Annotated in this window: 20 protein-coding genes and 1 pseudogene; 7 read left to right on the forward strand and 14 right to left on the reverse strand. The window is 58.7% G+C overall.

Annotated elements, in window-relative coordinates:
- Positions 1–699: 699 nt before the first annotated feature.
- The 4 genes from QMM04_RS00005 to QMM04_RS00020 all read right to left on the reverse strand — a co-directional run bounded on the left by QMM04_RS00005 (position 700) and on the right by QMM04_RS00020 (position 3722).
- Positions 700–1215, reverse strand: coding sequence for a phenolic acid decarboxylase (locus QMM04_RS00005; RefSeq protein ID WP_058758650.1), 516 nt, complete (start codon positions 1213–1215; stop codon positions 700–702).
- 182 nt (positions 1216–1397) lie between these two features.
- Entirely contained in the window at positions 1398–2315 is a 918-nt protein-coding gene (locus QMM04_RS00010; RefSeq protein WP_058780563.1) for a nucleotidyl transferase AbiEii/AbiGii toxin family protein, read from the reverse strand.
- Positions 2290–2844: a hypothetical protein gene (locus tag QMM04_RS00015; protein WP_021506034.1), complete on the reverse strand. Its 555-nt coding sequence runs from the start codon at positions 2842–2844 to the stop codon at positions 2290–2292. Before QMM04_RS00015 ends, QMM04_RS00010 begins: the two co-directional genes overlap by 26 nt.
- 146 nt (positions 2845–2990) lie before the next feature.
- On the reverse strand, positions 2991–3722 hold the full coding sequence (locus QMM04_RS00020; RefSeq protein WP_282995426.1) for a YoaK family protein: 732 nt from the start codon (positions 3720–3722) through the stop codon (positions 2991–2993).
- Positions 3723–3950: 228 nt separating this feature from the next.
- Here QMM04_RS00020 and QMM04_RS00025 point away from each other — a divergent pair, with 228 nt between their 5' ends.
- A complete protein-coding gene (locus QMM04_RS00025) occupies positions 3951–4730 on the forward strand; it encodes an alpha/beta hydrolase (protein ID WP_058758558.1) in 780 nt (259 codons plus the stop codon).
- Positions 4731–4815: 85 nt separating this feature from the next.
- Here the strand turns inward: QMM04_RS00025 and QMM04_RS00030 are convergent, their stop codons facing one another.
- Positions 4816–5346 (reverse strand): GNAT family N-acetyltransferase, encoded by a 531-nt coding sequence (locus QMM04_RS00030; RefSeq protein ID WP_058769804.1) that lies wholly within the window; start codon positions 5344–5346, stop codon positions 4816–4818.
- A gap of 275 nt (positions 5347–5621) precedes the next feature.
- Here QMM04_RS00030 and QMM04_RS00035 point away from each other — a divergent pair, with 275 nt between their 5' ends.
- Both QMM04_RS00035 and QMM04_RS00040 read left to right on the forward strand, forming a co-directional pair.
- Positions 5622–7049 carry a cytosine permease gene (locus QMM04_RS00035; protein ID WP_127834095.1) on the forward strand — a complete coding sequence of 476 codons (1428 nt, stop codon included), beginning with the start codon at positions 5622–5624 and terminating at the stop codon, positions 7047–7049.
- A 112-nt stretch (positions 7050–7161) separates the two neighbouring features.
- Positions 7162–11759: pseudogene (locus tag QMM04_RS00040) on the forward strand (ATP-dependent helicase).
- On the opposite strand, the gene QMM04_RS00045 reads toward QMM04_RS00040, so the two are convergent.
- The 5 genes from QMM04_RS00045 to QMM04_RS00065 all read right to left on the reverse strand — a co-directional run bounded on the left by QMM04_RS00045 (position 11756) and on the right by QMM04_RS00065 (position 18380).
- Positions 11756–13852, reverse strand: coding sequence for an FUSC family protein (locus QMM04_RS00045; RefSeq protein ID WP_088515768.1), 2097 nt, complete (start codon positions 13850–13852; stop codon positions 11756–11758). The pseudogene QMM04_RS00040 and the gene QMM04_RS00045 sit on opposite strands and share 4 nt — an antisense overlap.
- A gap of 322 nt (positions 13853–14174) precedes the next feature.
- Positions 14175–15290, reverse strand: a complete 1116-nt coding sequence (locus tag QMM04_RS00050; protein ID WP_241797923.1) for a beta-propeller fold lactonase family protein — start codon at positions 15288–15290, stop codon at positions 14175–14177.
- Positions 15291–15610: 320 nt separating this feature from the next.
- Positions 15611–16885, reverse strand: a complete 1275-nt coding sequence (locus QMM04_RS00055; RefSeq protein WP_132462505.1) for an MFS transporter — start codon at positions 16883–16885, stop codon at positions 15611–15613.
- Positions 16860–17930: an amidohydrolase family protein gene (locus tag QMM04_RS00060; protein ID WP_282995428.1), complete on the reverse strand. Its 1071-nt coding sequence runs from the start codon at positions 17928–17930 to the stop codon at positions 16860–16862. Before QMM04_RS00060 ends, QMM04_RS00055 begins: the two co-directional genes overlap by 26 nt.
- Before the next feature lie 267 nt (positions 17931–18197).
- Positions 18198–18380, reverse strand: coding sequence for a DUF1289 domain-containing protein (locus QMM04_RS00065; protein WP_241797926.1), 183 nt, complete (start codon positions 18378–18380; stop codon positions 18198–18200).
- A 121-nt stretch (positions 18381–18501) separates the two neighbouring features.
- Here QMM04_RS00065 and QMM04_RS00070 point away from each other — a divergent pair, with 121 nt between their 5' ends.
- The 4 genes from QMM04_RS00070 to QMM04_RS00085 all read left to right on the forward strand — a co-directional run bounded on the left by QMM04_RS00070 (position 18502) and on the right by QMM04_RS00085 (position 21940).
- Positions 18502–18777: a metal/formaldehyde-sensitive transcriptional repressor gene (locus tag QMM04_RS00070; RefSeq protein WP_058769814.1), complete on the forward strand. Its 276-nt coding sequence runs from the start codon at positions 18502–18504 to the stop codon at positions 18775–18777.
- 46 nt (positions 18778–18823) lie between these two features.
- Entirely contained in the window at positions 18824–19174 is a 351-nt protein-coding gene (locus QMM04_RS00075) for a DUF3147 family protein (RefSeq protein ID WP_132462501.1), read from the forward strand.
- A 324-nt stretch (positions 19175–19498) separates the two neighbouring features.
- Positions 19499–20524, forward strand: coding sequence for an NADP-dependent oxidoreductase (locus QMM04_RS00080; protein ID WP_264443526.1), 1026 nt, complete (start codon positions 19499–19501; stop codon positions 20522–20524).
- A gap of 150 nt (positions 20525–20674) precedes the next feature.
- Positions 20675–21940: an SfnB family sulfur acquisition oxidoreductase gene (locus QMM04_RS00085; RefSeq protein WP_282995429.1), complete on the forward strand. Its 1266-nt coding sequence runs from the start codon at positions 20675–20677 to the stop codon at positions 21938–21940.
- Here QMM04_RS00085 and QMM04_RS00090 read toward each other — a convergent pair.
- Genes QMM04_RS00090 through QMM04_RS00105 form a run of 4 tightly spaced genes read right to left on the reverse strand, consistent with a single transcriptional unit; the run spans position 21937 to position 26799 of the window.
- Entirely contained in the window at positions 21937–23301 is a 1365-nt protein-coding gene (locus tag QMM04_RS00090; RefSeq protein ID WP_282995430.1) for an LLM class flavin-dependent oxidoreductase, read from the reverse strand. The two genes, QMM04_RS00085 and QMM04_RS00090, sit on opposite strands and share 4 nt — an antisense overlap.
- A gap of 12 nt (positions 23302–23313) precedes the next feature.
- Positions 23314–24288: an ABC transporter permease gene (locus QMM04_RS00095; protein WP_081315760.1), complete on the reverse strand. Its 975-nt coding sequence runs from the start codon at positions 24286–24288 to the stop codon at positions 23314–23316.
- Entirely contained in the window at positions 24281–25294 is a 1014-nt protein-coding gene (locus QMM04_RS00100; RefSeq protein WP_058758574.1) for an ABC transporter permease, read from the reverse strand. The genes QMM04_RS00095 and QMM04_RS00100 overlap by 8 nt, the downstream gene beginning before the upstream one ends.
- A complete protein-coding gene (locus QMM04_RS00105) occupies positions 25291–26799 on the reverse strand; it encodes a sugar ABC transporter ATP-binding protein (RefSeq protein ID WP_233210685.1) in 1509 nt (502 codons plus the stop codon). Before QMM04_RS00105 ends, QMM04_RS00100 begins: the two co-directional genes overlap by 4 nt.

Here is a 26799-nt window from a genome sequence, read left to right on the forward strand (position 1 = left end):
CGGCTGGATGCCAGGCTTTTTGTCTAAAAGGTATTCACGGAAATGCATGCAGAAATTATTCAGGTATTTCAGGATTTTCAGCAGGTAGCCTAAGCGGCCAGGTCAGCTTTGACTCTATAATCAAATGGCGCATAATGTATATTATGTTAAATAAGATATCTAATCGCGTATTTCAATCCTTCAGTTTCGCCCTTCACGCCTCTTACCAGGCTCACAACTCATTCACCACGGCGACACTATGTGAAAACGTATCCCACCGGTCCGTTTGATGGACACCACGGCGTTATCCTGGTGCGCATCAATGCGCACCCTACAACTGACTGCACGGTTAGCTTCTTCGCCCTCGGTGCTTTAAACATCTGCTCATCCACAATGACAACGAATCTTGCGACACTACGACGTTATCCTGGTGCGCATCAATGCGCACCCTACAGCTGACTGCCCGGTCAGCTTCGCGCTTCGTCGCTTTAATCATGGCTTTAGCTCATCCAGCATGACAACGCTACGCGAAGACTTCCCGGTTATCCCTCAGCGCTTTTGTCAGATTTCACGTAGCGCGATCGGTCTGTTTGCTGGATACCACTCACGAGTAACTTTGGTGCGCATCAATGCGCACCTTGCAATGCCACTCCGCACTGCACAATTGTAGGATCGCCGTTTACGGCGACCGAACCCGGCGCCGTCAGCGAATTGCCAGCCTCATTTATCTTTAAAATAATCTTCCGGCATTTGTCCCGGCGGCATATTGATTACGGCATCATTATCCGGACCTTCATTCTTCATGTAGGTCACTTTGGCAAACTCAGGAATCACCACGTACGGATACGCTGGCCCTTCATCACGGAAACGATGCATATCTTCGATAAATTCATTCTGATAGCAGATGGTTTTTTCCGGATGCTGTCCTTCGCCGGCAATCCACTGCGGGAAAAAAATGGTGCCGTGAATCACCTTGCGGTTGATATCAAACAGCAGACTGACGCAGGTGCCGGTCGGCTCGTGCCAGTCGACTTTATAAATGCCCGGTGCGAACTGCACCGCATTCATGCTTTGATTGGTCACCCAACGGCCACCAACCAATCCCTGATGGATACGATAATCACAGGTTGTCGCGTTGCGCGCGTACCACTCATATTTCCAGCCATTATCATAGGTATAAACGAAATGCGTCCCGACAAACGCAGACAAATCTTTGGAAAATTCATCCGTTATCATGGTGTTATCCATTGTTCACCTCATCAGCAGTTTGTTGAAGCAGGAATAGTAAGTTATAGCGCCTGTGAGAAAACCAGACGGCAAATTAACAAAAAAATCCGCTTCCTGAGCGTGCAGCCGGCTTGACAGCGCCCGTCCCCCTGCTCTTTTATCTCCTCTGCACGCCGGGCCAACTGTCGCTGTTACATTCTGAAGGCGTCATCGGGCCGTTTTCCTGCTAAATCTCGCTGCAATCTTTGCAACAGCGAGGTCAAACGTTCGGCGATGTAATCGGTAAATTCTGCACGCCCCAGCGTTCTGGCAAATACCTGCTGGGGTATAAAACGGCGCATTTCGTTGTAAAAACGTCCGTCTTTGACGATGTTTTCGATACCAGCCAGTCGCTGTTTTAATAACTTTTCATAGTCAGGAATCCGGTAATCCTCGATTTTTTGCCGAATCCAGCCCACATCATACGCAGCGCCTTGCTGCATCAGCCAGGGTAAATCCCAGACATCGCGGTAACGAAGGTATTTGGTGGTCGCAACCAGGGAAATGAGCTTGTCACTCATGATCTCGTCGAGACTTTCACACATCACCAGCGTATCGCTGTAGCCATCCGGCAACACCGGATAATTGCGGCTCAGCGGCAACGGTTTGCGACTGTAAGCGGGAATATTAGCAACTTCGACCTTGATGCGTTGCTTAGGCATATCGCGCTTTTCGGGTGCCGTCGTCACGGAGACCTGCCATTTATCGACCCTGATCTCTTCATAGCCCGGCTGGCGGCGAAGTTCTGCCGGCTCTTTGACCGTAACTTCTAAACCGTAACGCGTGCCGAGATAATCTTCGATACAGACCTTCATGTTTTTTAAATCTGCACCGGAAAAGTTGATGCCGCCGGCGAAATCCAGGTCCTCGCTAAACCGATTGCCGTCATAACATAGCCGCAAAGAGGTACCGCCCTGAAACGTCAGATTTTGCAGCAGACCCGCTTTATCCAGACAGTAAAGGATGTCGTAGTGTAAAAGCTCTTTTTCCACTACGTTACGCATACCCTCGAGTTGCGCTGAAGCCATGGCCTTAGCGACCAGTTCAGTGAAACTGACTTTCTGATTCATCGTTCGTTTCCGCCTCATCAATCAGATGCGTATTACGCCCCACCCGACGTAAATCGCGCAGTGCGGCTTTTTTAGTTGCCAGGCGCAAAGGTGACTCGCCCAAAATGGTGTCCTGCAAAATTTGTTCAGGCGATCGTTTGGTATGCGTGAATTCGATCACGCCATAAGGCGTAATGTGTTCTTCAGAACGGCCCGTGGTCATAACGGTAAGACGCCCCATCGGGATTTGTGAAATTACACCGTAAGCCGATAACGCCGATTCCAGGCTCAGGTAGCTGTATTCTCCTCTGCGCAACGTCTGTACGATTCTTTCCAGCGTGTAAGCGTCTTTACTTCTCGCATAGGCGTAAACATAGACGCCACGGCTGGCGCGCTGCAGAATGCCGTCCTTCACCAGACGGTTCAGGCCAGCATTGAAAGCCTTGTCACTGTCGTCATAAAAGACTTTGGCTAAATCACGAACAGCAAAGACATAGCGCCCCTGCCTGTCAAACGCATTAAGCCGCTCGATTGCCGTCATTTTGTTCATATAAGTCTACGGGAAAACCACATTTATAGAGTATTCATGTGTACATGATTTGCCCTGCACTTTCAAGTGCACATGAATACCAGCAAAAAGTAGTATTCATGTGCACTTAGTCCACTTGGTTCAAATCTGGAAACTCTCCGTCGGTGTTACCAAAATCGCATGCCGGTTAAATGCAGGGTTCTGGCGATGCCACCAACGGCGATCAACGCCAGCACAATGCCCAACCCCGCCATCGCTTCAAATCCAAGGTGCCTGAACAGCAGATAACCGACAACGCAGCCGGACAGAAATGAGAAGATCGTAACCAGGTGAGTAAAAAGTACAGTTCGGTGGCCATCGCGATCGGCAGCCTCGCTTTGACTGAAGGATGCGCGTAGCCAGGATCCCAGCGCGATGCCGGCGTCGGTCAGTGTGCCGGTCACGTGCGTGGAGCGAACGCGACCGGAGGAAAGCTGAGTCGAGGTTGAGTTATGGATGCCCATCAGCAAACTCAGCGTAACCAGAATTTCGCCGTTGTTTCGTTCGGAATACCACATGATTTCTACCAGGGAAGTCAGCAGCAGGAAAATACCCTCTGCCAGCAGCACCAGACAGTAAATGGTGCGCAGATTCCGCTTCAGGCCGTAAGCTACCGTCAAACGCGCCAGCATGGCACCACAGACAAAAGCAAAAATCAGCACGGCCAGAAACAGCAGATCGTGCAGGTCAGAACCATTCACCTCTGCCGAAATTTGCGAGGTATTGCCGGTCATATGGGAAGGGAAAAAACCAAATGCGCCAAACGCCATGGCGTTGAGGATACCGGCCGTGGTGGCCAGCGTTAACGCCAGCAGGCGGTCTTCGCTGTGAGAGCGGATTTTCTTCTTGCGCAACAGCATAATCTATTTAGTACTCCTTTGAGAGATTCTCGGGTTGGTCGGGTCTCATCCTTATCAAGCATAGCGGCTATGCTCCGACTCACGGCTAATCCTCTGCTTTTATTACTTTTAAATCCTCTGCTGCCACATCGTATCGCTGTCATTTTTTTGTCATTTCCACGTCAGCGGATTGTTGGTCCCCGGCGCTTACAGTGGTGCATGAACCCCGATTAATTATGAGGACCGATCATGACATTACGCAAAATCACGGCGCTGACGGCGCTGGTAATCTCTGCCCTGAGTGCCGGACTGGCGCATGCCGACAGCGCTGCCGCGCCGCAGGAAGTAAAAAATATTGTGCTGGTCCATGGCCTGTACGCTGATGGATCCAGCTGGGGCAAAGTCATCCCACTGTTGCAGGCGAAAGGTCTGCACGTCACCGCGGTGCAAAACCCAACGACGTCGCTGAATGATGACGTGGCGGCGGTGAAACGCGCGCTGGCACAGCAGAACGGACCGGTGATTCTGGTTGCGCACTCCTACGGCGGCATGGTTATCAGCCAGGCGGGCGATGAACCTGAAGTGAAGGGGCTGGTGTACATCGCGGCGCGCGCGCCTGAGGCCGGTGAAGATTATCCGGCGCTCACCAAAAAGTTCCCTGCAGCACCGGTTGCCGCTGGCCTGAAGTGGCGTGACGACGGTTTTGGCGCGCTCAGTGAACAGGCGTTTATCCACGACTTTGCCGGCGATCTGCCGGAAAGCGAAGCGCGGGCTTATTACGCCGTTCAGCAGCCGATGGGTAAAGCCATTACCCAGGCGAAAACCAGCGTGGCGGCCTGGCATAGCAAACCAAGCTGGTATGCGGTGTCGACGGAGGATCGCACTATCAATCCGGATCTGCAGCGCTTTATGGCGAAACGCATGCATGCGCAGACCATCGAACTCAAGGCCAGCCATGTGTCGCTGATTTCCCAGCCGCAGGCGGTGGCAAATCTGATCATGAAAGCCGCGCACGTACCAGGGTATTGAGCGCACCCTTACCGGGTGCATGTTTGATAGCGGCGCAATTTATTGCGTGATAAGTCGCGCCGCTACCAGAGGTGCGCGCCCTGCCTCACGAATGCGCTGGGGCACTCTTCATATCCAGTTCATAAACCACACAGGGCTGGTCGTAATGCTGCTCGATACCGCGATAGCGCATACCCAGCCGCTGCATCACCCGATGGGATGCAAGGTTTTCCGGATGTGCCACCGCCACCAGATAATCCACGCCAATCTGCCCGGTAGCAAACTGCACAATCGCCGTGGCGGCTTCGGTGGCATACCCTTTCCCCTGACTGCTGCGCAACAGTCGCCAGCCAATTTCCAGCGGCGCCTGTTCCTGATGAGCCAGATGCTGCAGACAAGCCGCTCCGACGATGTCATCGCTGCTCTTCTCGCGCAGTGCCCACCAGGAAAAACCATAGCGCTGCCAGCGTTGCTGCACGCGCTCAATGGTCGCCAGCGTCTCGTCCTCGCTCTTCACCTGTCCCTCATTGATATAACGCATGATTTCCGGGTCATCATCCATCGCGCGCAAGCCGGCGAGGTGGCTTAGCGCAAAGGGTTCCAGTCGTAAGCGTTCTGTTTCAATCACTGCCTGCATGATTCCCTCCCCGGGTTGTCCTGATCGCCACAGTTAATGGGTCTGTAGTTAGCGCATCATCGCCTTTATGCGCGTCCGTTACCGGCCAGGCTCCTGACATTAACGGACAACATTGCCAGCGTCATCACAATTTCCAATGACCGGTCAGCTTGTAACCTCATCAATCTCGTGACAATATCGCTACATGTATATACATGTATGTTTCGTGACATTTACCACTGACTAACAAGAAAAATCAATGACTAACCACCTTTAGCCGTTCCAGCGAGGAAACTATGTCCGCTCAGATACCTGCCGCAGATTATTCAGGCGCAGAGAAACAGCGCCTGTCAGAAACACGTTCCATTGATTACATCCCGCTCAGCGAGCGTCACGGGCATCCGTTTAGCCAGTTCACGTTGTGGTTTGGCGGCAATTTGCAGATCACCGCCATTGTTACCGGTGCGCTGGCGGTGGTGCTGGGCGGCGATGTGGTGTGGTCGATTGTCGGTTTACTGGTGGGACAGATCGTCGGCGCGGCCATCATGTCGCTGCACGCGATTCAGGGCCCGCGCCTTGGCCTGCCGCAGATGATCACCAGCCGTATGCAGTTTGGCGTGTTTGGCGCGGTGATCCCGCTGGTGCTGGTGTGCATTATGTATGTGGGCTTCTCGGCCAGCGGCACGGTACTGGCCGGCCAGGCGCTGGCGAAGCTGGTCAACGTCAGCAATGCAGCCGGCATGATCATCTTCAGCGCCATCATCATCGTGATTGCGGTGCTCGGCTATCGGGTGATTCATAAACTCGGCAAAGTGGCCAGCGTCATCGGCGTGCTGGCGTTTGTTTACCTGTTCATCACCCTACTCTCCAGCCACGATTTAGCGGCCGTCTGGCAAAATCAGCACTTCAGCGTTGCCAGTTTTCTGCTGGCGGTATCGCTCTCCTCGTCATGGCAGATTGCGTTTTGCCCTTATGTGTCGGACTACTCGCGCTATCTGCCGGTGGATGTCTCCGCGAAAAAGCTGTTCAGTTCGGTGTTTTTTGGCACCGTGCTGGGCACGCAGGCATCCATGACGCTGGGCGTCATTGTGGCTGCAATTGCGGGTAAAGCGTTCTCCGGTAATGAAGTGGGCTACATCGTTGGGCTGGGCAGCAGCGCCACCATGGCGATGGTTATCTACTTCGCCATCTGCTTTGGCAAAATCACCTTCACCACGCTCAATGCCTACGGCAGCTTTATGTCGCTGACCACCATTGTCTCCGGTTTTCGCCAGCAAACCGCGATCAGCCGTGGCGGACGTATCCTGTTTGTGGTGCTGATGGTCACGCTCTCCTGCATCATTGCGCTACTCAGCGAACCGGCGTTTCTCAAATCATTTACCCACTTCCTGCTGTTCCTGCTGGCCTTTTTTGTGCCGTGGAGCGCTATCAGCCTGACGGATTTTTATCTGATTACCCAAGGGAAAGTCGATGTGCCCGCGCTGTCGCAACCGGATGGCCGCTACGGTCGCTGGAACTGGGCAGGCATTATCATTTACTTCCTTGGGGTGCTGGTACAGCTGCCGTTCATTGATAACCCGCTGCATCATGGTTCCCTGACGTGGATTTTTGCCGGCAACGATGTGTCATGGATCATCGGCTGGTTTGTTACCGCGCTGCTGTGGCTGGCCGCACGTCGCTTTGATCGCCGCGGGAAACTGGCCGACTCTGTTTACCCTCAGTGACGTTGTCACATAGTCGTGCTGCGGCGTGTGTTTTCGCGCCGCCCTCATCGGCAATATCCTGATAATGCCGTAAACGCTGCGGCACGCTACACTGCTGATCGCCCTTTCGAGAATGCAGGAGTCATGGATGCCAGCCTCAGCGCTTTCACTGTTCACCCCGGCCACGCAACAGTGGTTTCGCCGCACTTTCCCGGCGGCGACCCCCGTACAACAGGAAGCCTGGCGCGCCATCGCCAGCGGACAACACTGCCTGGTGATTGCGCCGACCGGCTCCGGCAAAACGCTGGCGGCATTTCTGCATGCGATCGACGCGCTGTTTCGCGAGCGCAGCCGTGACGAACCCGTAGCGCGCAGTCACAAGACGCGCATTCTGTATATTTCACCGGTTAAAGCGCTTGCGGCTGACGTGCAGCGTAACCTGGCGCTACCGCTGGCGGGCGTTGCCGCTCAGCGCGCGGAATTGGGTGAGGCGGAAATCACGCTGGAGGTCGGCATGCGCTCCGGCGACACGCTCAGCGCCGAACGGGCAAAGCTGCAGCGCCGGCCGCCGGACATCCTGATTACTACCCCGGAATCGCTTTTCCTGCTGCTGACGTCAAAAGCCCGCGAAACGCTGCGTGGCATCTCGACCGTCATTATTGACGAAGTACACGCGGTGGCCGGGAGTAAACGCGGCGCCCATCTGGCGCTCAGCCTGGAACGGCTCGATGTATTGCTGGCGCAGCCTGCTCAGCGCATTGGCCTGTCGGCCACTGTGCGACCGCCAGAAGCGGTGGCGGCTTTCCTCGGTGGCGCGGGCGCTACGCGTATCGTCAACCCGCCGGCGCAGCGGCCGCTGCAGCTGACAATTACTGTGCCGGTAGAGGACATGACGGACATCCAGCAGCGTCCCGATGCGCGCGCCGCGCAGGAGAGCAGCCTCGCCGCCGGTTCCATCTGGCCGCATATTGAAGCCGGCATTCTGGATGAGGTATTGCGCCATCGCGCGACTCTGGTGTTTACCAATTCGCGTGGGCTGACGGAAAAACTCACCGCACGACTCAATGAACTGTATGCGCGACGCGCCGCGCCGGAACAGGGCGTAACAGAGCCCGCCCTCGCCTATGGCTCTTTTAGCGGTGGAACCGAAAAACGCGCCACGCCTGCTGAAGCGTATATTGCCCGTTCGCATCATGGCTCGGTGTCGAAAGAGCAGCGGCTGGAGATTGAGAACGCCCTGAAAGCCGGCGAGCTGCGCTGCGTGGTGGCGACATCCAGTCTTGAACTGGGAATTGACATGGGTGATATCGATCTGGTGATTCAGGTCGGGGCACCGCCTTCGGTGGCCAGCGCGCTGCAGCGTATTGGCCGGGCCGGTCACCAGGTGGGGGGTACGCCGAAAGGCATTATCTGGCCACGCACGCGCCGCGATCTGGTTGATGCGGCCGTGACGGTGGACGCGATGCTGGCAGGCGAACTGGATGCTATCGCTTTGCCACACAATCCGCTCGATATTCTCGCCCAGCATACGGTGGCGGCGGCGGCCATGGACACCCTGTCAGTCGAAGCGTGGTATCAACAGGTACGCCGTGCCGATCCGTTCAAAACGTTACCGCGTAACGCCTTCGATGCGGTGCTGGATATGCTGTCTGGCCGCTACCCTTCGGACGAGTTTGCTAACCTGCGCCCGCGCATTATCTGGGATCGACAACAGCAAACCTTAAGCGGTCGCCCGGGCGCGCAGCATCTGGCCGTCACCAGCGGTGGCACCATTCCGGATCGTGGCATGTTCAGCGTGATGCTGCCGGAGGGCGAAGAACAGTCTGGTGCGCGCCGGGTCGGCGAACTGGATGAGGAGATGGTGTATGAGTCGCGGATTAACGACATCATCACGCTTGGCGCCACCTCGTGGCGCATCCAGCAAATTACGCACGATCAGGTGGTGGTGGTGCCGGCACCCGGTCGCTCGGCGCGCCTGCCCTTCTGGCACGGCGACAGTCTCGGGCGTTCGGCGACACTCGGCGAAGCCATTGGCCGCTATTTGCGACATGCCGCCAGCGGGGTGTTGCCCGGCAGCGACAACCTTGACGCCAATGCCCGACACAACATTCGTGCGCTCATCGACGAACAGATTGCCGCCACAGGCCTGGTGCCTGACGATCGCAATTTGCTGATTGAGCGTTGTCGCGATGAAACCGGCGACTGGCGCGTGATTTTGCATTCCCCTTATGGTCAGCGCGTGCATGCGCCGTGGGCGCTGGCCATCGCTGAGCGGATTGGCCGCCAGATGGGGCTCGATCCGGCCGTGGTCGCCAGCGATGATGGGATTGTCGCGCGCTTCCCTGACAGCGAAGGCCGGGTGCCAGGCGCTGAACTGTTTTTGTTTGCGCCGGACGAACTCCAGCGACAGGTGACGGCTGCGGTGGGACATTCTGCGCTTTTTGCCGCCCGCTTCCGCGAATGCGCCGCGCGCGCCCTGCTGCTGCCGCGCCGCAATCCCGGTAAACGTTCTCCGCTGTGGCAGCAGCGGCTGCGCGCCGGGCAACTGCTGGAGGTGGCGCGGCAGTTCGACGATTTCCCGATTTTGATCGAAACCGCGCGTGAATGTCTGCAGGACGTGTATGACCTGCCGGCACTGCATCAGCTGATGGCGCGGATACAACAGGGCGAGGTTAAGCTGACTGAAGTTACCACCGATACGCCCTCGCCGTTTGCTGCGCCGCTGCTGTTTGGCTATGTCGCCGAATTCATGTATGCCAGCGATGCGCCGCAGGCGGAACGGCGCGCCTCAATGCTGGCGCTCGACAGCACGCTGCTGAGCGATCTGCTGGGCCAGGTTGAGATGCACGAGCTGCTGGCGCCCGAGGTGGTGGTACGCGTTGAGCAGGAGCTTCAGCGCACCGTTTCCGATTATCAGGCCAGCACTCAGGAAGCCGTGGTTGATCTGCTGCGCGAGCTGGGGCCGCTCACTGTGCCGGAAATCACGGCGCGCTACAACGGCGAGGCGGCGCTGATGCCGCTGCTAACCACGCTGCAACAGGCGCAACGCATCATTCAGGTTACGATTGCGGCAGAGGCGCGCTGGGCTGTCGCCGAAGATGGCGTGCGGCTGCGCGACGCGCTGGGCACGGCGCTGCCAGCTGATCTGCCCGCCGGGCTGCTCGCGCCGGTGGCCCGTCCGCTGCATGACTTACTTAATCGCTATCTGCGCACCCACGCTGTCGCCACCAGTCTGCAAATCGCCGCCCGCTTTGGCCTGGGCCGGGTCGTGGTCGACGACACGCTGGAAGAGCTGCGTCAGCAGCAACGCGTACTGAAAGGCGATTTCCTCTCGCCTGCGGTCGATGCGTCAACGCAGTGGGTAGCGGAAAGCGTATTTCGTCGTTTGCGCGTGCGATCGCTGCAGGCGGCGCGTGAGGCCACCCGACCGGTCGAAGCGCCGGCGTACGTGGCTTTTCTGCTTGAGCGTCAGGGATTACTGAGCGACGTCGCAGCATCCGCGGCACAGGGCGCCTTTGCCGGTATCAACGGCGTGGTGCGGGTGATCGAACAGCTGGCTGGCGTGGCGCTGCCGGTTTCGCTGTGGGAAAGCCAGATTTTGCCGGCGCGGGTGCGTGACTATCAGCCTGCGATGCTGGATGAGCTGCTCTCTTCCGGTGAAGTCATCTGGAGTGGCCAGCGGGCACCTGGCGCGCAGGACGGACTGGTCTCCCTGCACCTGAGTGAGTTTGCCAGTGAAACGTTACCGGTGCCTGATGAAGGTAATAATGTGACATTGTCACCTTTACAGCAGGCGATGTGGCGCAGTTACAGGATGGCGGCGGCTGGTTCGCCCGCGAGCTGCTGCCGCGCGTCTTGACGCAGCCTGAACAATCTGTCGACCCCAGCGAAGTCTTTGCCGCGATGTGGGAGCTGGTATGGCGCGGCTATCTGACTATGGATACCTGGGCCGCGCTGCGCCAGCTCAGCACCACCAGCCACACGACACGTCCACGCCCGGCCCGTCCTGCGCGCAGTCGCCACAGTCGGGCCAGTTTCGCGGCCAGCCGCAGTGCTGCTGCGCAGCCCTCGCTCAACAGCATGGCCGGACGCTGGTCGCTGATTGTGCGGCAGCCGCTGGCCGATACCGAGCGCGCCCTGGCGCTGACTGAAAATATGCTCGACCGCTTTGGCGTGATCACGCGCGGTGCCGCCGTGGCAGAGCAGATTCCCGGTGGCTTTCCGGCGCTGCAGCCGCTCTTGCGCGGTATGGAGGATGCCGGACGGCTGCTGCGCGGCCGCTTTGTTGCTGGCATGGGTGGCGCGCAGTTTGCTGAAAATCCGGCCATCGATCGGCTGCGCCAGCTCGGCAGTGCGCAGGCCACGCATCCGCCGGTGGCGCTGGCAGTGCTGGATCCCGCCAATCCCTTTGGCGTGCAGCTGGCGTGGCCGCTCAGCGTCGGTGGCGTGCGGCCTACCCGCCGTAGCGGCGCACTGGTGGTGATTGGCAATGGGCGCGTTATGCTGTGGCTGCCGCCGGGTGGTAAAGAGCTGTTAACTTTTGGCGACATTAGTGAGGAGCAACGCCAGGCCGCCATCGTGGCGCTGGGCCAGGCCTTACGCCGGGAGAAAACCCACAGCTTCATCCTCGAACGGGTGGACGATCAGCCGGCCAGCCAGTCATCGCTGCTACCGGCCCTGAAAGCCATTGGCTTTTCCCGCGTGCCGAAAGGTTACAGCTGGTATGGCTAAACCTGCAGGCGGTAACGATGCTGCTGCAGGCGTTCGGCCTGACGCGGCGTGGCCACCGGCCAGCTAAGTTGCGGAAACAGGTATAACCGGATGCTGAACAGATGAAACAGCGGCAGCAGCAGCGCCTCGTCACGCTGCGCCAGCTGTTCCAGCTGCATCAGCAGCACATCGAGCTCCTCCTGCAAATCCTCATGCGGTGGCGTCTGCAGCGACTTCAGCCTGCGCTTGAGAAACAGTCCCAGCTCGTGAAACATCTGCCCGCTGTCCAGCTGATAACGGCTCAGCAGCGCCTGATGGCGCGCGTAGTAGTCAAAGCTATTGACCCCCAGCCACACTTCGGTCAGCAGCATTCCCGCCGGCGCCATATCGGACTGCGGATCAAGGTGCAGGCGTGGCAGCACCACGTTGACCTTATCCAGCATCAGGCCAATAAAACGCTGGCGTCCCAGCAGCGATGAGCCGTTGCGCTCAATCTCCTTAATAAAGCGCAGCAGTTCACGCAGGCCGTGACGCACGGCGCGGCGCGCAGTCCACGATGGCCGCTTATTGCGCATCAGCGCGGTCAGGATCACCGCAAACAGCACGCCGGCCATCGAAGCAATCGCGTTATTCACCAGCAGCACCAGATCGGGTTTCAGATGATGTCCGAGCCCGATAAAGCCGGGGATCTGAATCGCCACGCTCAGACCGATCATGTTGCTGGCCGGTCGCGCAATCATCAGCCCGAGTAGCAGCAAACCCGGAGCCAGACAGAGGATCAGCGCCTCGAACGAGGTTGCCTGCGGCAGCAGCAGCGCGACATAAATCACGCTGATAAAGATCGCCACGATCACCCCACGAATAAACAGCTTCATTGAGGTCAGCGGCGTATCGAGGCTGGCGAAGAAGGAGCTGAGAATCGCGGCCATTACTGGCGCTGATGCTCCGTCGCGCCAGCCGGTCGCCATCCACAACAGACAGGAGCCAAAGGTGGCGCAAAATGCCGTCAGCGCCGAGAGCCGAATCAGTCCTTTGTCGAAAAAGCGATGCGTGCGTTTACCGCGCGCCAGCGTGGTGTCGCCTGACAGATCGCTTACCAGCCCGCCCACGCTCTGGTAAGCCCCGGCGATACGCACAAAATCCACCAGCCGCTCCAGCAGGCCGGTAAACAGCAGACAGTGTTCGGTAGACAATTCGCCGTTGCGCCACGCCGCATTCAGCCGATCCTGACAAAGGCTCAGTTCCAGCTGAATGCCAATGACATCGCCCACCGCTTCGCCGTCATTCAGCCACAGCAGGAACTGCTGCAGGGTCTGCTCAACCCAGGCAGGAAAGGCAATCTGGCGCGCCGCCAGCCGCTGCAGCCGCATCTCAATCGCCGTCAGCGTGGGGATTAAGTATGAAAGATGCTGATACTGCGTGCTGACCAGGCGAATCAGCCGCCGGGCCGCGTCGCCCTCGTACACGCAATGGGTAATCAGGATCTCGACCTGCTGCGGATTAGTGGCCATACGGGTCAGGATTTCGTCGCGTTCTGGCGATCGGTCAGCGGAAATGCCAGAGAGTAAATCGCGGCACAGCTTGCGCCCGTTGAGATACCACTGGCTGACGCTCTGCTCCAGCAGACTGCGCATCGAGACCGGAAACAACAGCGCGTGCACCAGGCTGCTGCAGACAATACCTAAAGTAATTTCCTCAATGCGCGACAGCACGGTGCTGGTGATACCGAGCGGCGTTGTCACTTCCGGGAAACCCATAATCGCGGCGCTGTAGCCCGCCAGCATAAAAACATAGCTTTTCGGCGTGCGGTCGTGCAGCGACAGATAGAGACACAGGCTCACCCACAGTGAGATACACAGGCTGAACAGCAGCGGATGCGCCACAGTGAGCGGAAAGATAAAAAAGATGAAGACGCCACCGAGCAGCGTGCCAAGCAGGCGGAACAGCGATTTGGAGATGGTGGAGGCCGAATAAAGCTGCGATGCCACAAATACCGTGGTCAGCGCCCAGGCGGGACGATCAACATTCAGTTCAAGAGCCAGATACAATGCCAGAAAGGCGGCCAGACAGGTTTTTACAGCAAAAAAAACGGCGTTTTTCGAAAACCACTGCATGTCACGGAGACCAGAAGGCGCTAAGTGCGGCGTATCCTGCCAGAATCTGGCGGGCGCTCATCCCGATAACTACGACAAATTGTTTCGTAATCGAAAACGGTGTTCATACGCGCCTGACATGAGGCTCAGAATGCTTTAAGGAAACTAATCGAACGCAGCGATCGGCGGGTCGCCGGCGGGATATCTGCGCTGTCACTGCCGCAGAAAGCAGCAATCTGCCTTCAGCGGCAGAAATGTGTCGCAGATCACACTTTACTGCCAGACGATGCTATCCATAAAATAATTTCGCGCAATAAGGCGCAGTTTCCTGCGCCCGATCATTTTAATAGCTGACGATGGTCACCCAGTTCGCATCCCGGCCGGCTGGCGCCTCGCCGACCCGCTGCAACACTCCGCTGCGCGCCTCAATCGCGTAGCTGCCAATAACCGCACTCTTCTCACCGCTCACCACCAGCCAGCGGCTATCGGGGCTGATCGCCATGCCGCGCGGCTGTTTCTCCACCGGCCAGCTGCCGATCAGCGTCAGTTTGCCATCCTGCTGGTTAACACGATAACCGCTCACGGTACTGCTGGTGCGCTCGCTGACATACAGAAAACGCCCGTCCGGCGTCAGCTGGATATCCGCTGACCAGATGCGCGGCGTGCTGTCGCTGTAACCCGGCGGCCGTTCACGCCCATGTTGCAGATGATACTGCGCCGCCACCGCGTTAGGCGTTTCCGCCACTTTCACCAGCTCGCCGCTGGTTTCGCGCCGGAACTGGGTAATGATGCCGCCCATTTCACCAATGTTGTACAGATAGCGATTATCCGGCGACAACACAGAATGGCGCGGACCGTTATCGGCGGCGGTTGCTACCTCCCCCTTGCCGAGGGCGCTCAACGTACCGTCTGCGCCCAGCCTGAGCTGCAGCACGCGATCGGTGCCAAGATTACCCACATAAGCGTGACGACCGCTGGCATCGACAATCACTGAATGCGCCGCATGACCAGTTTTATAGCTGCCGACCGGCGGCGTAGCGATGGTGCCGCTGGCCGTCAGGCGGTAAACCTGCACCACGTCGCCATCATATGAGGCCCCCAGCAGAAAGCGTCCCTGACGGTCAGTGCTGATGTAGGGGTAACTGGCCGCAGCCGGCACGGTGTGCCGGTTGTTCAGCTCGCCGCTCTGCGAGTCAATCTGCCAGCTCGCCAGTTGCAGCGGTTTACTGCGAATCGCCGCGTACAGCGTTTTGTGATCCGCACTGAGCGCCATCGGCATCACTTTTCCCCCGGCCTCAGTGTGGCCAAGCAGCTGCAAAGCGCCGCTGCGCGCGTCCAGCGTATAGCGCGCGATGGTGCCGTCGTCGGCGGCGGATACGTACACAAAGGTCTGCGCCAGCAGTGGCGCGCTCACCGTCATTGCCGCCAGCAGCGTAACGGTGCGCAGGCTGTTTATCATGGTGTTCTCCTTGATGAGGGTAATCAGACCCGGTTATACGCAGTAAAGCACGCGCCTGTTATGTGAGATTGCCCGACGTCACCTGGGCACTTCTCCAGCAAGCCAGGCTAATCAGGCAGTTAGCGCGCCGGCGAACCTGATGTTTTGTCCAGGTTTGTGCGCGGGCTCACCTGGCGTGGCCGCGATGTGGTGCAGGATTTTGCGGTGATGATTCTGGCTACGGTGGGTATACCACACAACTGGCTGAACACCTGACAGCGCGTCAGGTGTTCAACCGTGTCACAGGTTTTAACCTGCCGATTGCGCGACAGGTGCACAGCTTACTGCAACTTCACGCCTTTGGTTTCTGGCGCTAACCAGACCACCACCATCGCGGCAAGAAAGGCGATCACCGTGGTGGCCAGCCCGGCGGTGAATCCTCCAACGCTGGCCACAAAGCCAATCAGCAGCGGCGCGATAAAGCCGCCCAGGCGCCCGCCGTTATACGCCAGCCCCATTAAAAAGCCGCGTGACTGCGTGTCGCCAATGATCTCGGCGAGGAAAGGACCGGAGCCGGCAAAAATACCGTTTACGCCAAAACCTGCCATAAAGATCGCGACCATCAGAATCAGCGGCTGAGTGGTCGCCAGATACATGCCGACCGCCACCGCACCAATAAACAGGTAGAGCAGAAACATCGGCCTGCGCCCCCACTTATCGGCCAGCAGTGAGAACACCAGGAAGCCAGCAATGGCACCGGTTTGCAGTGCCAGCACAAATTTCAGGCTGTGAAGAAAATCGAGATGCTTAACTTCACGAAGATAGGTTGGCGTCCAGGTGAATACGCCCCAGAACAGGTACTGAATGAAAAAGATAAAGGTAAATGCCAGCAGCAATCCTTTAAGATTGATTTTGCCGGTACCTGCTGTTTTGCTCTGGCGGTGAGCGCGTTCCTGCTGGCGCGCCAGCCAGACAGGTGATTCAGGCGTGATATAAGCAATGACCATCATGATAAACACCGGCAGTGCGCCAATCATGAAAAGGTAGCGCCAGCCGCCGTTTTCCAGCCCGCCGGTCAGTGCCGTCACCAGCGCCGTCAGGCCAATCGCCAGAATCGCCCCCACCGGTAACCCCATCTGCATCAGCGCGCCACCGCGTGCACGACGTTCCGGACGCCATGTTTCGGCGATCAGTGCCGCTCCTGACGTCCACATGCCGCCCATACCCAGCGCACCGCAGAATCGCAGCGCAGCAAACGCCTGAGGATTGTGGGAGAACGCCAGCAGTCCAGAGAAAAGTGAATAGATGGCGATACAGATAAAGGCGGTTCTGACGCGTCCGATCTTATCGGCAACCAGCCCAAACAGAATGCCACCAATAATCTGCCCGCCTGCTGTGGTGCTGATAAACACGCCAAGTTCCGTTTTGCTGACATCAAATACCACGCCCAGTACCGGTAGTAACAGCGAGAGCAAAAACGAGTCATAGCTTTCAAACGTCCACCCTAACCCGCCCAGCGCCAGCGTCCTTTTTTCTGCCGATGTATACGAGATCGCTGCAGCGGACTCATCCTGCGCCAGGGGAGGCGCTTCATGCAGTCTTGATTTGATATTCATCCATATTCTCCAGGGAGGATAAGCGATAGCATGCAGCCGCGGTGCGCCAGAACAGCTGTTCTCTTTCGGTCGGCGAAGCGTGCTCAGCCAGCCTTTTACAGGCATTCCAGAATACGCCGTAGCTGAACATCCCTTTGTCGACAGGGAAGTTGCTGGCAAACATACAGCGCCCGACGCCAAACGCGTCAACCAGGGTTTCAAACTGCGGCCGCCAGGCCTGCGAAAGCGTCAGGGAGTCCGGTGGCGTGGCGTGCTGAGCGAAGGAGTAGCCCATGACGGTCATGCCGAAACCGCTGATTTTGATGCTCACGTTTGGCAACGTCGCCAGCGCAATGATGGCCTTTTTCCATTCCTGGAAGGTTGCATCCCGTTTGCCGGCATACGGTCCGCTGCCGATCGGCCCGCCGCAATGGTCCACAATAATGTGCAGTTCGGGTAGCGCCCGTGCCAGCTCAGCGATTTCATCGAGTTGGGTGTGATAAACCCAGACATCCAGCGACAGTCCTTTACGGGCCAGGCATGCGGCACCGCGCCGGAATGCGGCACTGGCCGCCAGACCGGCGGGCGGCGTCGCGGGACTGGATACCACGCGTGGGTCATCGTGCCAGGCCAGCGGATTACGCATCCCGCGTAATCGTCCGCCTGAACGTTCCGTCATGCTTTCAATCACCGGCAGCAGGTCATCGCCAGCCAGCAGGCTGGCACCGCCGACAATCGCTTCACAGCCTGCCGCCGCGCCGTAATGGCCGCTGTCAAACATTGCCGCGACGCCGCTGGCAAACTCCACCTCACCGACGGGTTTGAAGGCCTCCGGTCCGTTACGGCGCAGCATTGAACGGCATTGAATGTAGACGGTGGAGAGTATCCGGTGGCCGGACGTTTCGATATCGTGGCTGAATTCAGGCGCCAGATAACGCCCTGACTGGCGGTCCCATAAGTGATGATGCGCATCGACCATCGGCAGGTCGGGCATCAAAGCGGGTTCATGATGCAGTGCCAGCCAGTGCTCTCTGACTGGCAGATGCGGTGCGTTAACAATCTCCATAGTATCCCCTCTTAACTGCCTGATTTAAATCAGGTCTGAAACGCTGCTGGCGTGCCTCATCGGTGAAGCAATGAGTTGCACCAGATAAAACACAGTTTTACATAGTAAATTGACTATAGATTCACCGCATAACCGATAGCCAGCAAAAAGGGGATGTTAATGATGTAAGTAAGATGTTAATCACAAATGTCCTGCTACACCCTCAGGTTTCATTCCCCGGCAGCAGCGTCACCCTCAATGTGTGTCGCCTCGACCTGACGAACAAGACTAAGCTTCTCGGGTTTTAAGCACTTTCAGGCGCGCCGGAAGCGCCCGCTCTGTCGCTTTGCGATGGTAAGGCGAAAGCTTGCGCCAGCTTTGGGTTTCCCCACGGGTGCGTCCGCATCCTTCGCACCAGCCGGTTTTCGTATCAAACACACAGAGATCGATGCACGGCGATTTTGCGGCCATATCCAGCCTCCTGGGATTTGGATGTCGATGTCGGGGTAATCAGTTGCAGGCGGCCCGAAAGCGCCGTAAAGTGAGTTATATACTATACCCCAGTATAGAACATGATCAACCGGAGGCAGTAATGGCCCATACCCTGAGAAATCAGAAAAGCTTGCTCACCCGCATTCGACGTATAAAAGGTCAGGCGGCGTCGCTGGAAACCGCCGTCGAATCGGGTGAAGAGTGCCTCAAGGTACTGCAGCAGGTCGCGGCAGTGCGCGGCGCTATTAATGGCCTGATGAGCGAATTGCTTGAGGGCCATATACGCGAACATCTGATGAACGCAGAGGCTACGCCGCAGGCGCGAAGTGAGGATCTGGAAGAGATCGTGGCGGTCATTCGTTCTTACCTGAAATAGAACCTCAGGCACGCAGCCGGCTTAATGATAATTATCGGGAATAACGATGCTCTGGCTAATCTCAAAATACGCGTTAACCGCCTTTATGGTGGTACTGATCTCAGAAGCAGCGAAACGCAGCGATCGTCTGGGCGGCCTGCTCGCCGCTTTACCGCTGGTCACCTTGCTGGTGCTTATCTGGATGAAAATAGAAGGACAAACGCAGGAAAAGATTGCTGCTCACGCATGGTATACGTTCTGGTATGTGGTGCCGACACTGCCGATGTTTATCCTGTTTCCGTTTTTTTACCAGCGCGTCGGCTTCTGGCTCACGCTACTGCTCTCCTGCGTGATTACCGTGGTGCTGTTCGCCCTCTGGGCGCTGTTGCTGAAGCGGTTTGGTATCATTCTGATGTAAACGCAAGCCGCATCAATTCCTGCGGGTTTAGGCTGGCTCATCTGCTCTGTTCATCTTGACCTTTCATTTCGATTAACCTCGCCCTGTCCTGCGTCCCGGGACACAGGACAGGGCGGTTTCCTTTCAGGAAGGAAAGCAAGAAAAACTTTGCACTGCTTGACCCACGGCTACCAGCAAAAGAGCGGGCATGGCGACCCGCAGAAACCGCTCAGAAGAAAGTCTCTTATGGCGCGATAGCACATCCGGCCCCGCATCAATCACCCATTCTCTGCCCAATCATTGGCTACACTTGCTGTTTTACCCGCGCAGAAACAAGGAAATGCTATGACTCAACACGCTTCACTCAATCACGCCTGGCTGCTGGCGTCACGCCCGGACGGCGAGCCGGTGAAAGAGAACTTCCGCTTTGTCGAACAACCGCTGCCGCAGGTGCAGGCGGGACAGATGCTGCTGCGCACCCACTATCTGTCGCTCGACCCATATATGCGTGGCCGCATGGATGACAGCAAATCCTACGCGCCGCCGGCGCAACTCGACCAGCCGATGGTCGGCGGCACCGTATGCCAGGTGGCGGAATCGCAGCATCCGGACTTCAGCGCCGGCGACTGGGTGCTGGCGGCCAGCGGCTGGCAGAACTATGCCCTGTCCGATGGCACTGGCGTGACTAAAATCGGTCATCTACCCCATCCGTCCTGGGCGCTGGGTATTCTGGGTATGCCGGGCTTTACCGCCTACATGGGCCTGATGGATATCGGTCAGCCCAAAGCCGGTGAAACGCTGGTTGTCGCCGCCGCCACCGGACCGGTGGGTGCCACGGTCGGTCAGCTCGGTAAGCTGAATGGCTGCCGCGTCGTCGGCGTGGCCGGCGGTGAGGAGAAGTGCCGCTACGCGATTGACACCCTCGGTTTTTCCGCCTGTATCGATCATCATCGTGACGATTTCGCAGAACAGCTGGCGGCCGCCTGCCCGGACGGTATCGACATCTATTTTGAAAACGTCGGCGGCAAAGTATTCGATGCCGTCTTCCCGCTGCTCAACACCGCCGCGCGCGTGCCGGTGTGTGGCCTGGTGTCGGGCTACAGCAGTCGCGAACTGCCACCCGGCCCCGATCGCACGCCGCTGATCATGGGCGGGATTCTGAAACGCCGCATCCGTATGCAGGGCTTCATCATCTTCCAGGATTATGGCGATCGCTATCCGGAATTCCTGCAGGCGATGACGCCGCTGGTCGAGCAACAAAAAGTGTTGTACCGCGAACACATGGTAGAAGGGCTGGAGCATGCGCCGCAGGCGTTTATTGACATGCTGAAAGGCAAAAACTTCGGCAAAACCGTGGTGAAAGTGGCGTAGCCAGCGGTTCTCTCCCCGACTGTAAATCCGGCCTTAGTGTGCAAGCACTAAGGCTTTTTTGCGCTTTGCTTAACCGCTATTGAGATATAAGCCCTCCGCGTGCGCATGCGATGATGCCCTCCTCTATCCTCTTCTACCGGAGAAGTCTTTATGTCGCTGACCTTAGCCGACTCCGCGGCGCTGCCGCGTAAAGTCAATACGCAACAGGCGGAAGCACCGGTGCCATTACCGGCTGGCGCCGCGCATATCATTCGCGACGATGCGGAAGCTATCGCCGTAGCCCATCAGCTGGCGGCCAGCTTCGCGCGCGAGGCGGCACTGCGCGATCGTGAGGGCATTCTGCCCCTCAAAGAGCTGGATGCGTTCTCGCAAAGCGGCCTGTGGGTAATGGCCATCCCCAAAGCCTGGGGCGGAGCGGGCGTGTCGTGGACCACCGTGGCCAGGGTGATCGCCATCATTTCAGCTGCCGATCCGGCGCTCGGTCAGCTGCCGCAAAACCATCTGGCCGGTGTGGCCCATCTGCTGGAAGACGGTAGCGAAGCACAAAAACAGGTACTGCTGAGCGAGGTACTGGCCGGGCTGCGCTGGGGTAACGCCTTCTCGGAGAAGCATGGCCGCACGGTCGCCGATTTTCAGACGCGCTTTCGGCGTGACGGTGATGAGGTGGTGATTAACGGGGAAAAATTTTATGCCACTGGCGCGCTGCTGGCGCATCGAATCCATGCCGTGGCGCTGGACGAGCAGGACCGGGCGCATCTGATTGTGCTCGATCGCGACACGCCGGGCATCAGCGTCATTAATAACTGGTCGGCCTTTGGTCAGCGCACGACGGCCTCCGGTACCGTACTGCTGGAGAATGTCCGCGCCCCGCTGTCGCGCGTTATTCCAACCTGGCAGGCGTTTGAGCGGCCAACCGCTGCCGGGCCGATTTCACAGATCATTCAGGCGGCGGTGGATGTCGGTATTGCGCGCGGTACCATTGAAGACACCCTGCAATTTGTTCGCGAACGCTCGCGGCCGTGGATTGACAGTGGCCAGGCGCGCGCTGCCGATGACCACTTCACGCTGGCGGCAGTCGGTGATTTGAAAATCCGCCTGCACGCTGCCGAAGCGCTGCTGTGGCAGGCCGGTGCAGCGATTGACGCCGCGCTGACGCAGCCCGATGAGACCAGCGTGGCACGCGCGACCGTGGCCACCGCCGAGGCCAAAGTGCTGACGACGGAGATCGCTCTGCTTGCCGGTAACAAACTGTTTGAGCTGGCTGGCACCCGCGCCACGCTGCAGGAGTTTAATCTGGACCGCCACTGGCGCAACGCGCGCACCCATACGCTGCACGATCCGGTGCGCTGGAAGTATTACCACGTGGGTAATTATTATCTCAACGGCACGCCGCCGCCGCGCCATGCGTGGAGCTAAGGGCGGCGGAAGCGCGTTGCCGGATGGTCAGCTGCCAGGCGCGGCTGACCCGTGAGACGTTCACGCAAGGTTAACGGCTGTGCTGGCTGAGGACGCACCCGCCCGCGCTGGCGCAGCACCGGCATGACCCAGGCAATGAAATCGTTGAAGCTGCCCGGGCTAATAGCCCAGCCCAGATTAAAGCCGTCCACGCCCGATTCTGCCGCAAACTGATCCAGCCGATCGGCAATGGTTTCGCCGCCGCCCACCAGCAACGGATGCAGACCACCGATACCGATGTAGCGTGCTGCCTCACGCAGCGTCCAGCGTTTTTGATCGTCAATTCGCGTCAGGCTGGCCAGCGCCGAACGGCAGGCGTCGGTTTCGCGAAAGGCCAGCGGCATGTCCGGATCCTCCTGCGACCAGTCGATACCAGTCCACGCCGAGAAGAGCGCCAGCGCAGCCTCTTCACTGATGTATTGCTGATAATCCTCAAGTTTGGCCCGGGCGGCGGCATCATCTTCGGCCGTGATCACCGTGATGGCTGTGACAAAACGCAGCGACGCCGGATCGCGCCCTTCTGCCACGGCCAGCTGACGAATGCGCTGAATATCGCTGGCAATCGCCTGCGCGGTGACGCCACCGAGGAAAATGACTTCTGCGTTACGGGCAGCAAACTGCGCACTGCGTGCCGAAGTGCCAGCCTGAAACAGCACCGGGGTGCGCTGTGGGCTGGGCTCACTGAGATGTGCATCCGGCACCTGATACCAGCGACCATAATGCTGAATAGCGTGCACTTTTTGCGGATCGCTATACAGGCTGTTGGCTTTATCGCGGCTAACCGCATCTTCCTCCCATGAGCCTTCCCACAGCTTCGCGGTCACATCCAGAAACTCCTGTGCGCGATCGTAACGCTCATCATGCGGCAGCTGCCGGGTCAAACCCAGATTGCGCGCCGCGGAATCAAGCATGGAAGTCACCACGTTCCAGGCGATACGCCCGCGGGTGAGATGATCAAGCGTCGTGAACTTGCGCGCCAGCAAATAAGGATGTTCGTAGGTGGCAGAGACCGTAATACCGAAACCGAGGTGCTGCGTGACGGCTGCCATGGCTGAGACCAGCAGCAGCGGATCGTTCACCGGCATCTGAGCGGCCAGGCGCAACGCCGCGTCCGGCTTGCCCTGCCATACATCCAATTGTCCCAGCGCATCAGCAATAAACAGCGCATCAAAACCTGCGGTATCAAGCTGCCGCGCGAGGGTCGTCCAGTAATCCAGCTCGGTATAGCGATGCGCCTGATCCTGGGGATGTCGCCACAATCCGGCAGAGAGATGACCAGGGACATTCATCATGAACGCAAACAGCAAAAACGGTGAAGGCATCCGTTACCCTCCTCAGACAGGGCGACGCGCACGCAGCGCACCCACGGCCAGTACCACAAAGATCAGTGCGCCGGTTGCCACCTGCTGCCAGTAAAAGTTCCAGCCGACCAGCAACAGTCCGTTGGCGATGAAACTCAGCAGCACGACCCCCAGCAGCGTACCCGGCACATTCGGGCGGCGCGAAGGCGCGAAGGTCGCGCCAATAAAGCTGGCACCGATGGCATTCAGCAGATAGGCATTGCCCGATAACGGTACCCAGGCTTTGACATTGGCGGCGAGAATTAACCCGACGATACCGGCGACCAGTGCACTGAATATGAATGCCAGCGCGGTGAGACGTTTGACCGCCACGCCAGAATGATGCGCTACGCTGAGCTGTTCACCCATCATGCGCAGTGCGCGACCGCTGGCGCTGCGGTGCAACAGTTGATACAGCACCAGCGCCACGCCCAGCAACAGCCAGAGCGGTAGTGGAACGCCAAGTAGCGTGCCGTGACCAATAGCGGTAAAACCCGCCGGCAGCGTCTGGCTTAGCAGATAGACCGGCTGCCCACCGTTGGACGACAGTTGCTGTACGCTCTGACCAATAAACAGCGTGCCAAGCGTGGCGAGAAACGGCTCAACGCCGAGTTGTGTCACCAGAAAAGCGTTGAACACGCCTACCAGCAGTGCCGCCGTCAGCGCACCCAACAGCGCCAGCGGCAGCGCGACCTGATGCAGTACCAGCGTCACCAGCACCAGGCAGGCGACATCAATCGCCGTACCGACGGACAGATCGATCGCGCCGATACGCGTGACCAGCGTCATGGCCAGCGCCACAATCGCCAGCGGTGCGACATTATTCAGCAGCACGCTACGAATGTTGGCGACAGTGGCAAACGCGGGCGCGGCGATGATGAAAAACAGCAGCAGCGCAACAAAGGTCAGCACCATCAGGCTGCGCAACAGCCCCGGCACTTTTTTACCGCTCAGGCTCAGTTCAGACATGAGATGCCCTCCCCGCCTGACGGCGCCGCAGTAGCGCGGTCAGCGCCACAACCAGCAGGATGAGCACACCCTCGACGCCGTTAATCCAGTAACTTGAGACGTTAACCAACTGAAAGCCGTTGGCTATCAGACTCAGAAACAGCGCGCTGATCAGTGCACCGCCCAGGGTCGGCACCAGGCGACGCGAAAACACCACGCCGAGCAGCGCGGCGGCAATCACCATCAGCAGATTGTCGTTAGCGCCCGGCGAACTGCCGCTGAGCAGCGCCACCGAGGCAATGGCTGCCAGTGCAGCGCTGAAGCCGCACAGCACATAACTCAGACTTTGATAGCGCGCCACGCTAATGCCCGCCGCGTTGGCGGCCTGCGGATGGCTACCCACCGCCTGCAGGCGCAGGCCAAACGCGGTGAAACGACTGAGCCCGAGTGCACTCAACGCCAGCAGCAGAAATCCCCAGCCGAGCCAGGAAACGCCCAGCGGTCCGCTGGCTATCAGCAGGTTTTGCAGCGCGCTGCTGGCGGAAATCGACGCGTTTCCGCTCAGTACCATCTCCAGTCCCATGGCGATGTTCATGCTGGTCAGCGTCGCCAGCAGGGGCAAAATACCAAGCCAGACAATCGCCAGGGCATTGAATATCCCCACGGCGATGCCGGTGAGCAGCGTGAGCAGCAGCGCATAAGTGACAGAGTGTTGCTCAGCAATCTGCGCCGCGAATACCGCGGCACACAACCCCATATTAGCGGCAATGGATAAATCAATGCCGCCGCTAATCCCCTGAACACCGCCACCGCTTAGCACCAGCGTCAGACCCAGCGCCAGCGTTCCCACCACCGCCGTTTGCTGCAATACGTTACCGAGGTTGATCACGCTGAGGAAAATAGGCGACAGCCAGGCAAATACCGCCAGCACCAGTACAATAATCAGCAGCGCGACGTGCTGCAGCCACGGCTGCCCCTGCGGTTTGCCTGCCGCCGTCACCACCGCCGGTTGGCTCAGTTCACTCATAGGATTTGCTCCGTCAATGCGCCCGTGCCGGAAGCCAGGGACAGAATCTCCTGATGACTGGTGTGCCGGGCGGACAGCGTGGCGACCTGCTCGCCGCGCGCCAGCACAATAATGCGGTCGGCGAGCGTTTTCAGTTCCAGCAGATCGGTGGAAAAAAGGATAATCACCGCCCCGGCAGCCGCCAGCTGCTGCAGGGTTTGATAAATGGCGGCCTTGGCGGCAATGTCGACGCCAACCGTGGGCTCATCCAGCAGATAGAGCGTGGCGTGGGTGTTGAGCCATTTCGCCAGCACCGCTTTTTGCTGATTTCCGCCGGATAGCTGACGCAGCGGTGCCAGCTGGCCCGGTGTGCGGATCGCCAGCTGGCAGATGTTGTCCGCCACCAGCGCGGTCTCGGCGGTTGCAGAGACGCCGCCCCAGCGCAGCAGGCGCTGCACGGTCGTCAGGGTGATATTGTCGCGCAGGCTCACATCGAGCGCGATGCCGTTGGCGCGGCGATCTTCCGGCACCAGCGCGATGCCACGTTTCACCGCGGCATGTGGCGAAGCCGGTACGCCGTGCGTCTCACCTACGCGCAGCGTCCCGCTCACGCCACGTTCCAGACCAAACAGTGCGCTGATTAACGCCTTCCCTCCGGAGCCCAGCAGGCCGGTAATGCCAACGATCTCGCCACGTCGTGCGCTGAAACAAACATTGTGAAAGCGACCCGGCGCGCTCAGGGCGTCTACGGTCAGCACCGGCTCGCCGTCAGGTGGCAGACCGCGCGGTGCAATCGCCTGCTGCGTCTCACCGATCATGGCATTAATCAGCGCCTGCGGAGAAAGGGCGTCGCCGGTAAAATGCGCGACGTCTTTACCATCGCGCAGCACCGTAACCCGCTGGCACAGCGCCTGTATTTCATCGAGATAGTGAGAAACGTAGATCAGTGCGATCCCCTGCTGACGCATACGTTCGATAACGCGAAACAGCGCCTGCACCTCGTGGCGCGCCAGCGCGGCGGTCGGTTCATCCAGCACCACCACGCGCGGCGCGCGCTGTAATACGCGACAGATCTGCACCAGTTGCTGTTCCGCCACGCTTAACCCGGCGATCAGCGCATCGGGATCGATCTGCAGATCGAAGTGCTGTTGCAGTAGCTGCCGCGCCTGCTGCCGCATACGCCGGCGATCGATAAACGGTGTGCTGCCAATCCGTGGCTCATTACCGAGCAGCAGCGCTTCCGCCACCGTCAGCGTGCCGGGCAATAGCCGCTCCTGATGAACAATGGCGATGCCCTGCTGTTGTGCCTGAGCCGGACTGGTCAACACCAGTAGCCGGCCTTCCAGCGTCACGCTGCCCTCATCGGCGGCGTGGATGCCGCCCAGCACTTTGATCAGCGTCGATTTTCCGGCTCCGTTATGCCCAATCAGCCCATGCACTTCGCCGGCGTGGACATCAAGCGATACCGCCTGCAGCGCGGGAATGCCGTCAAAGGCTTTACTGATCTGGCGCAGTTGCAGTCTCAC

The organism is Pantoea sp. Pa-EAmG (assembly GCF_030024295.1).
GTDB classification, from domain to species: Bacteria; Pseudomonadota; Gammaproteobacteria; order Enterobacterales; family Enterobacteriaceae; genus Pantoea; species Pantoea dispersa.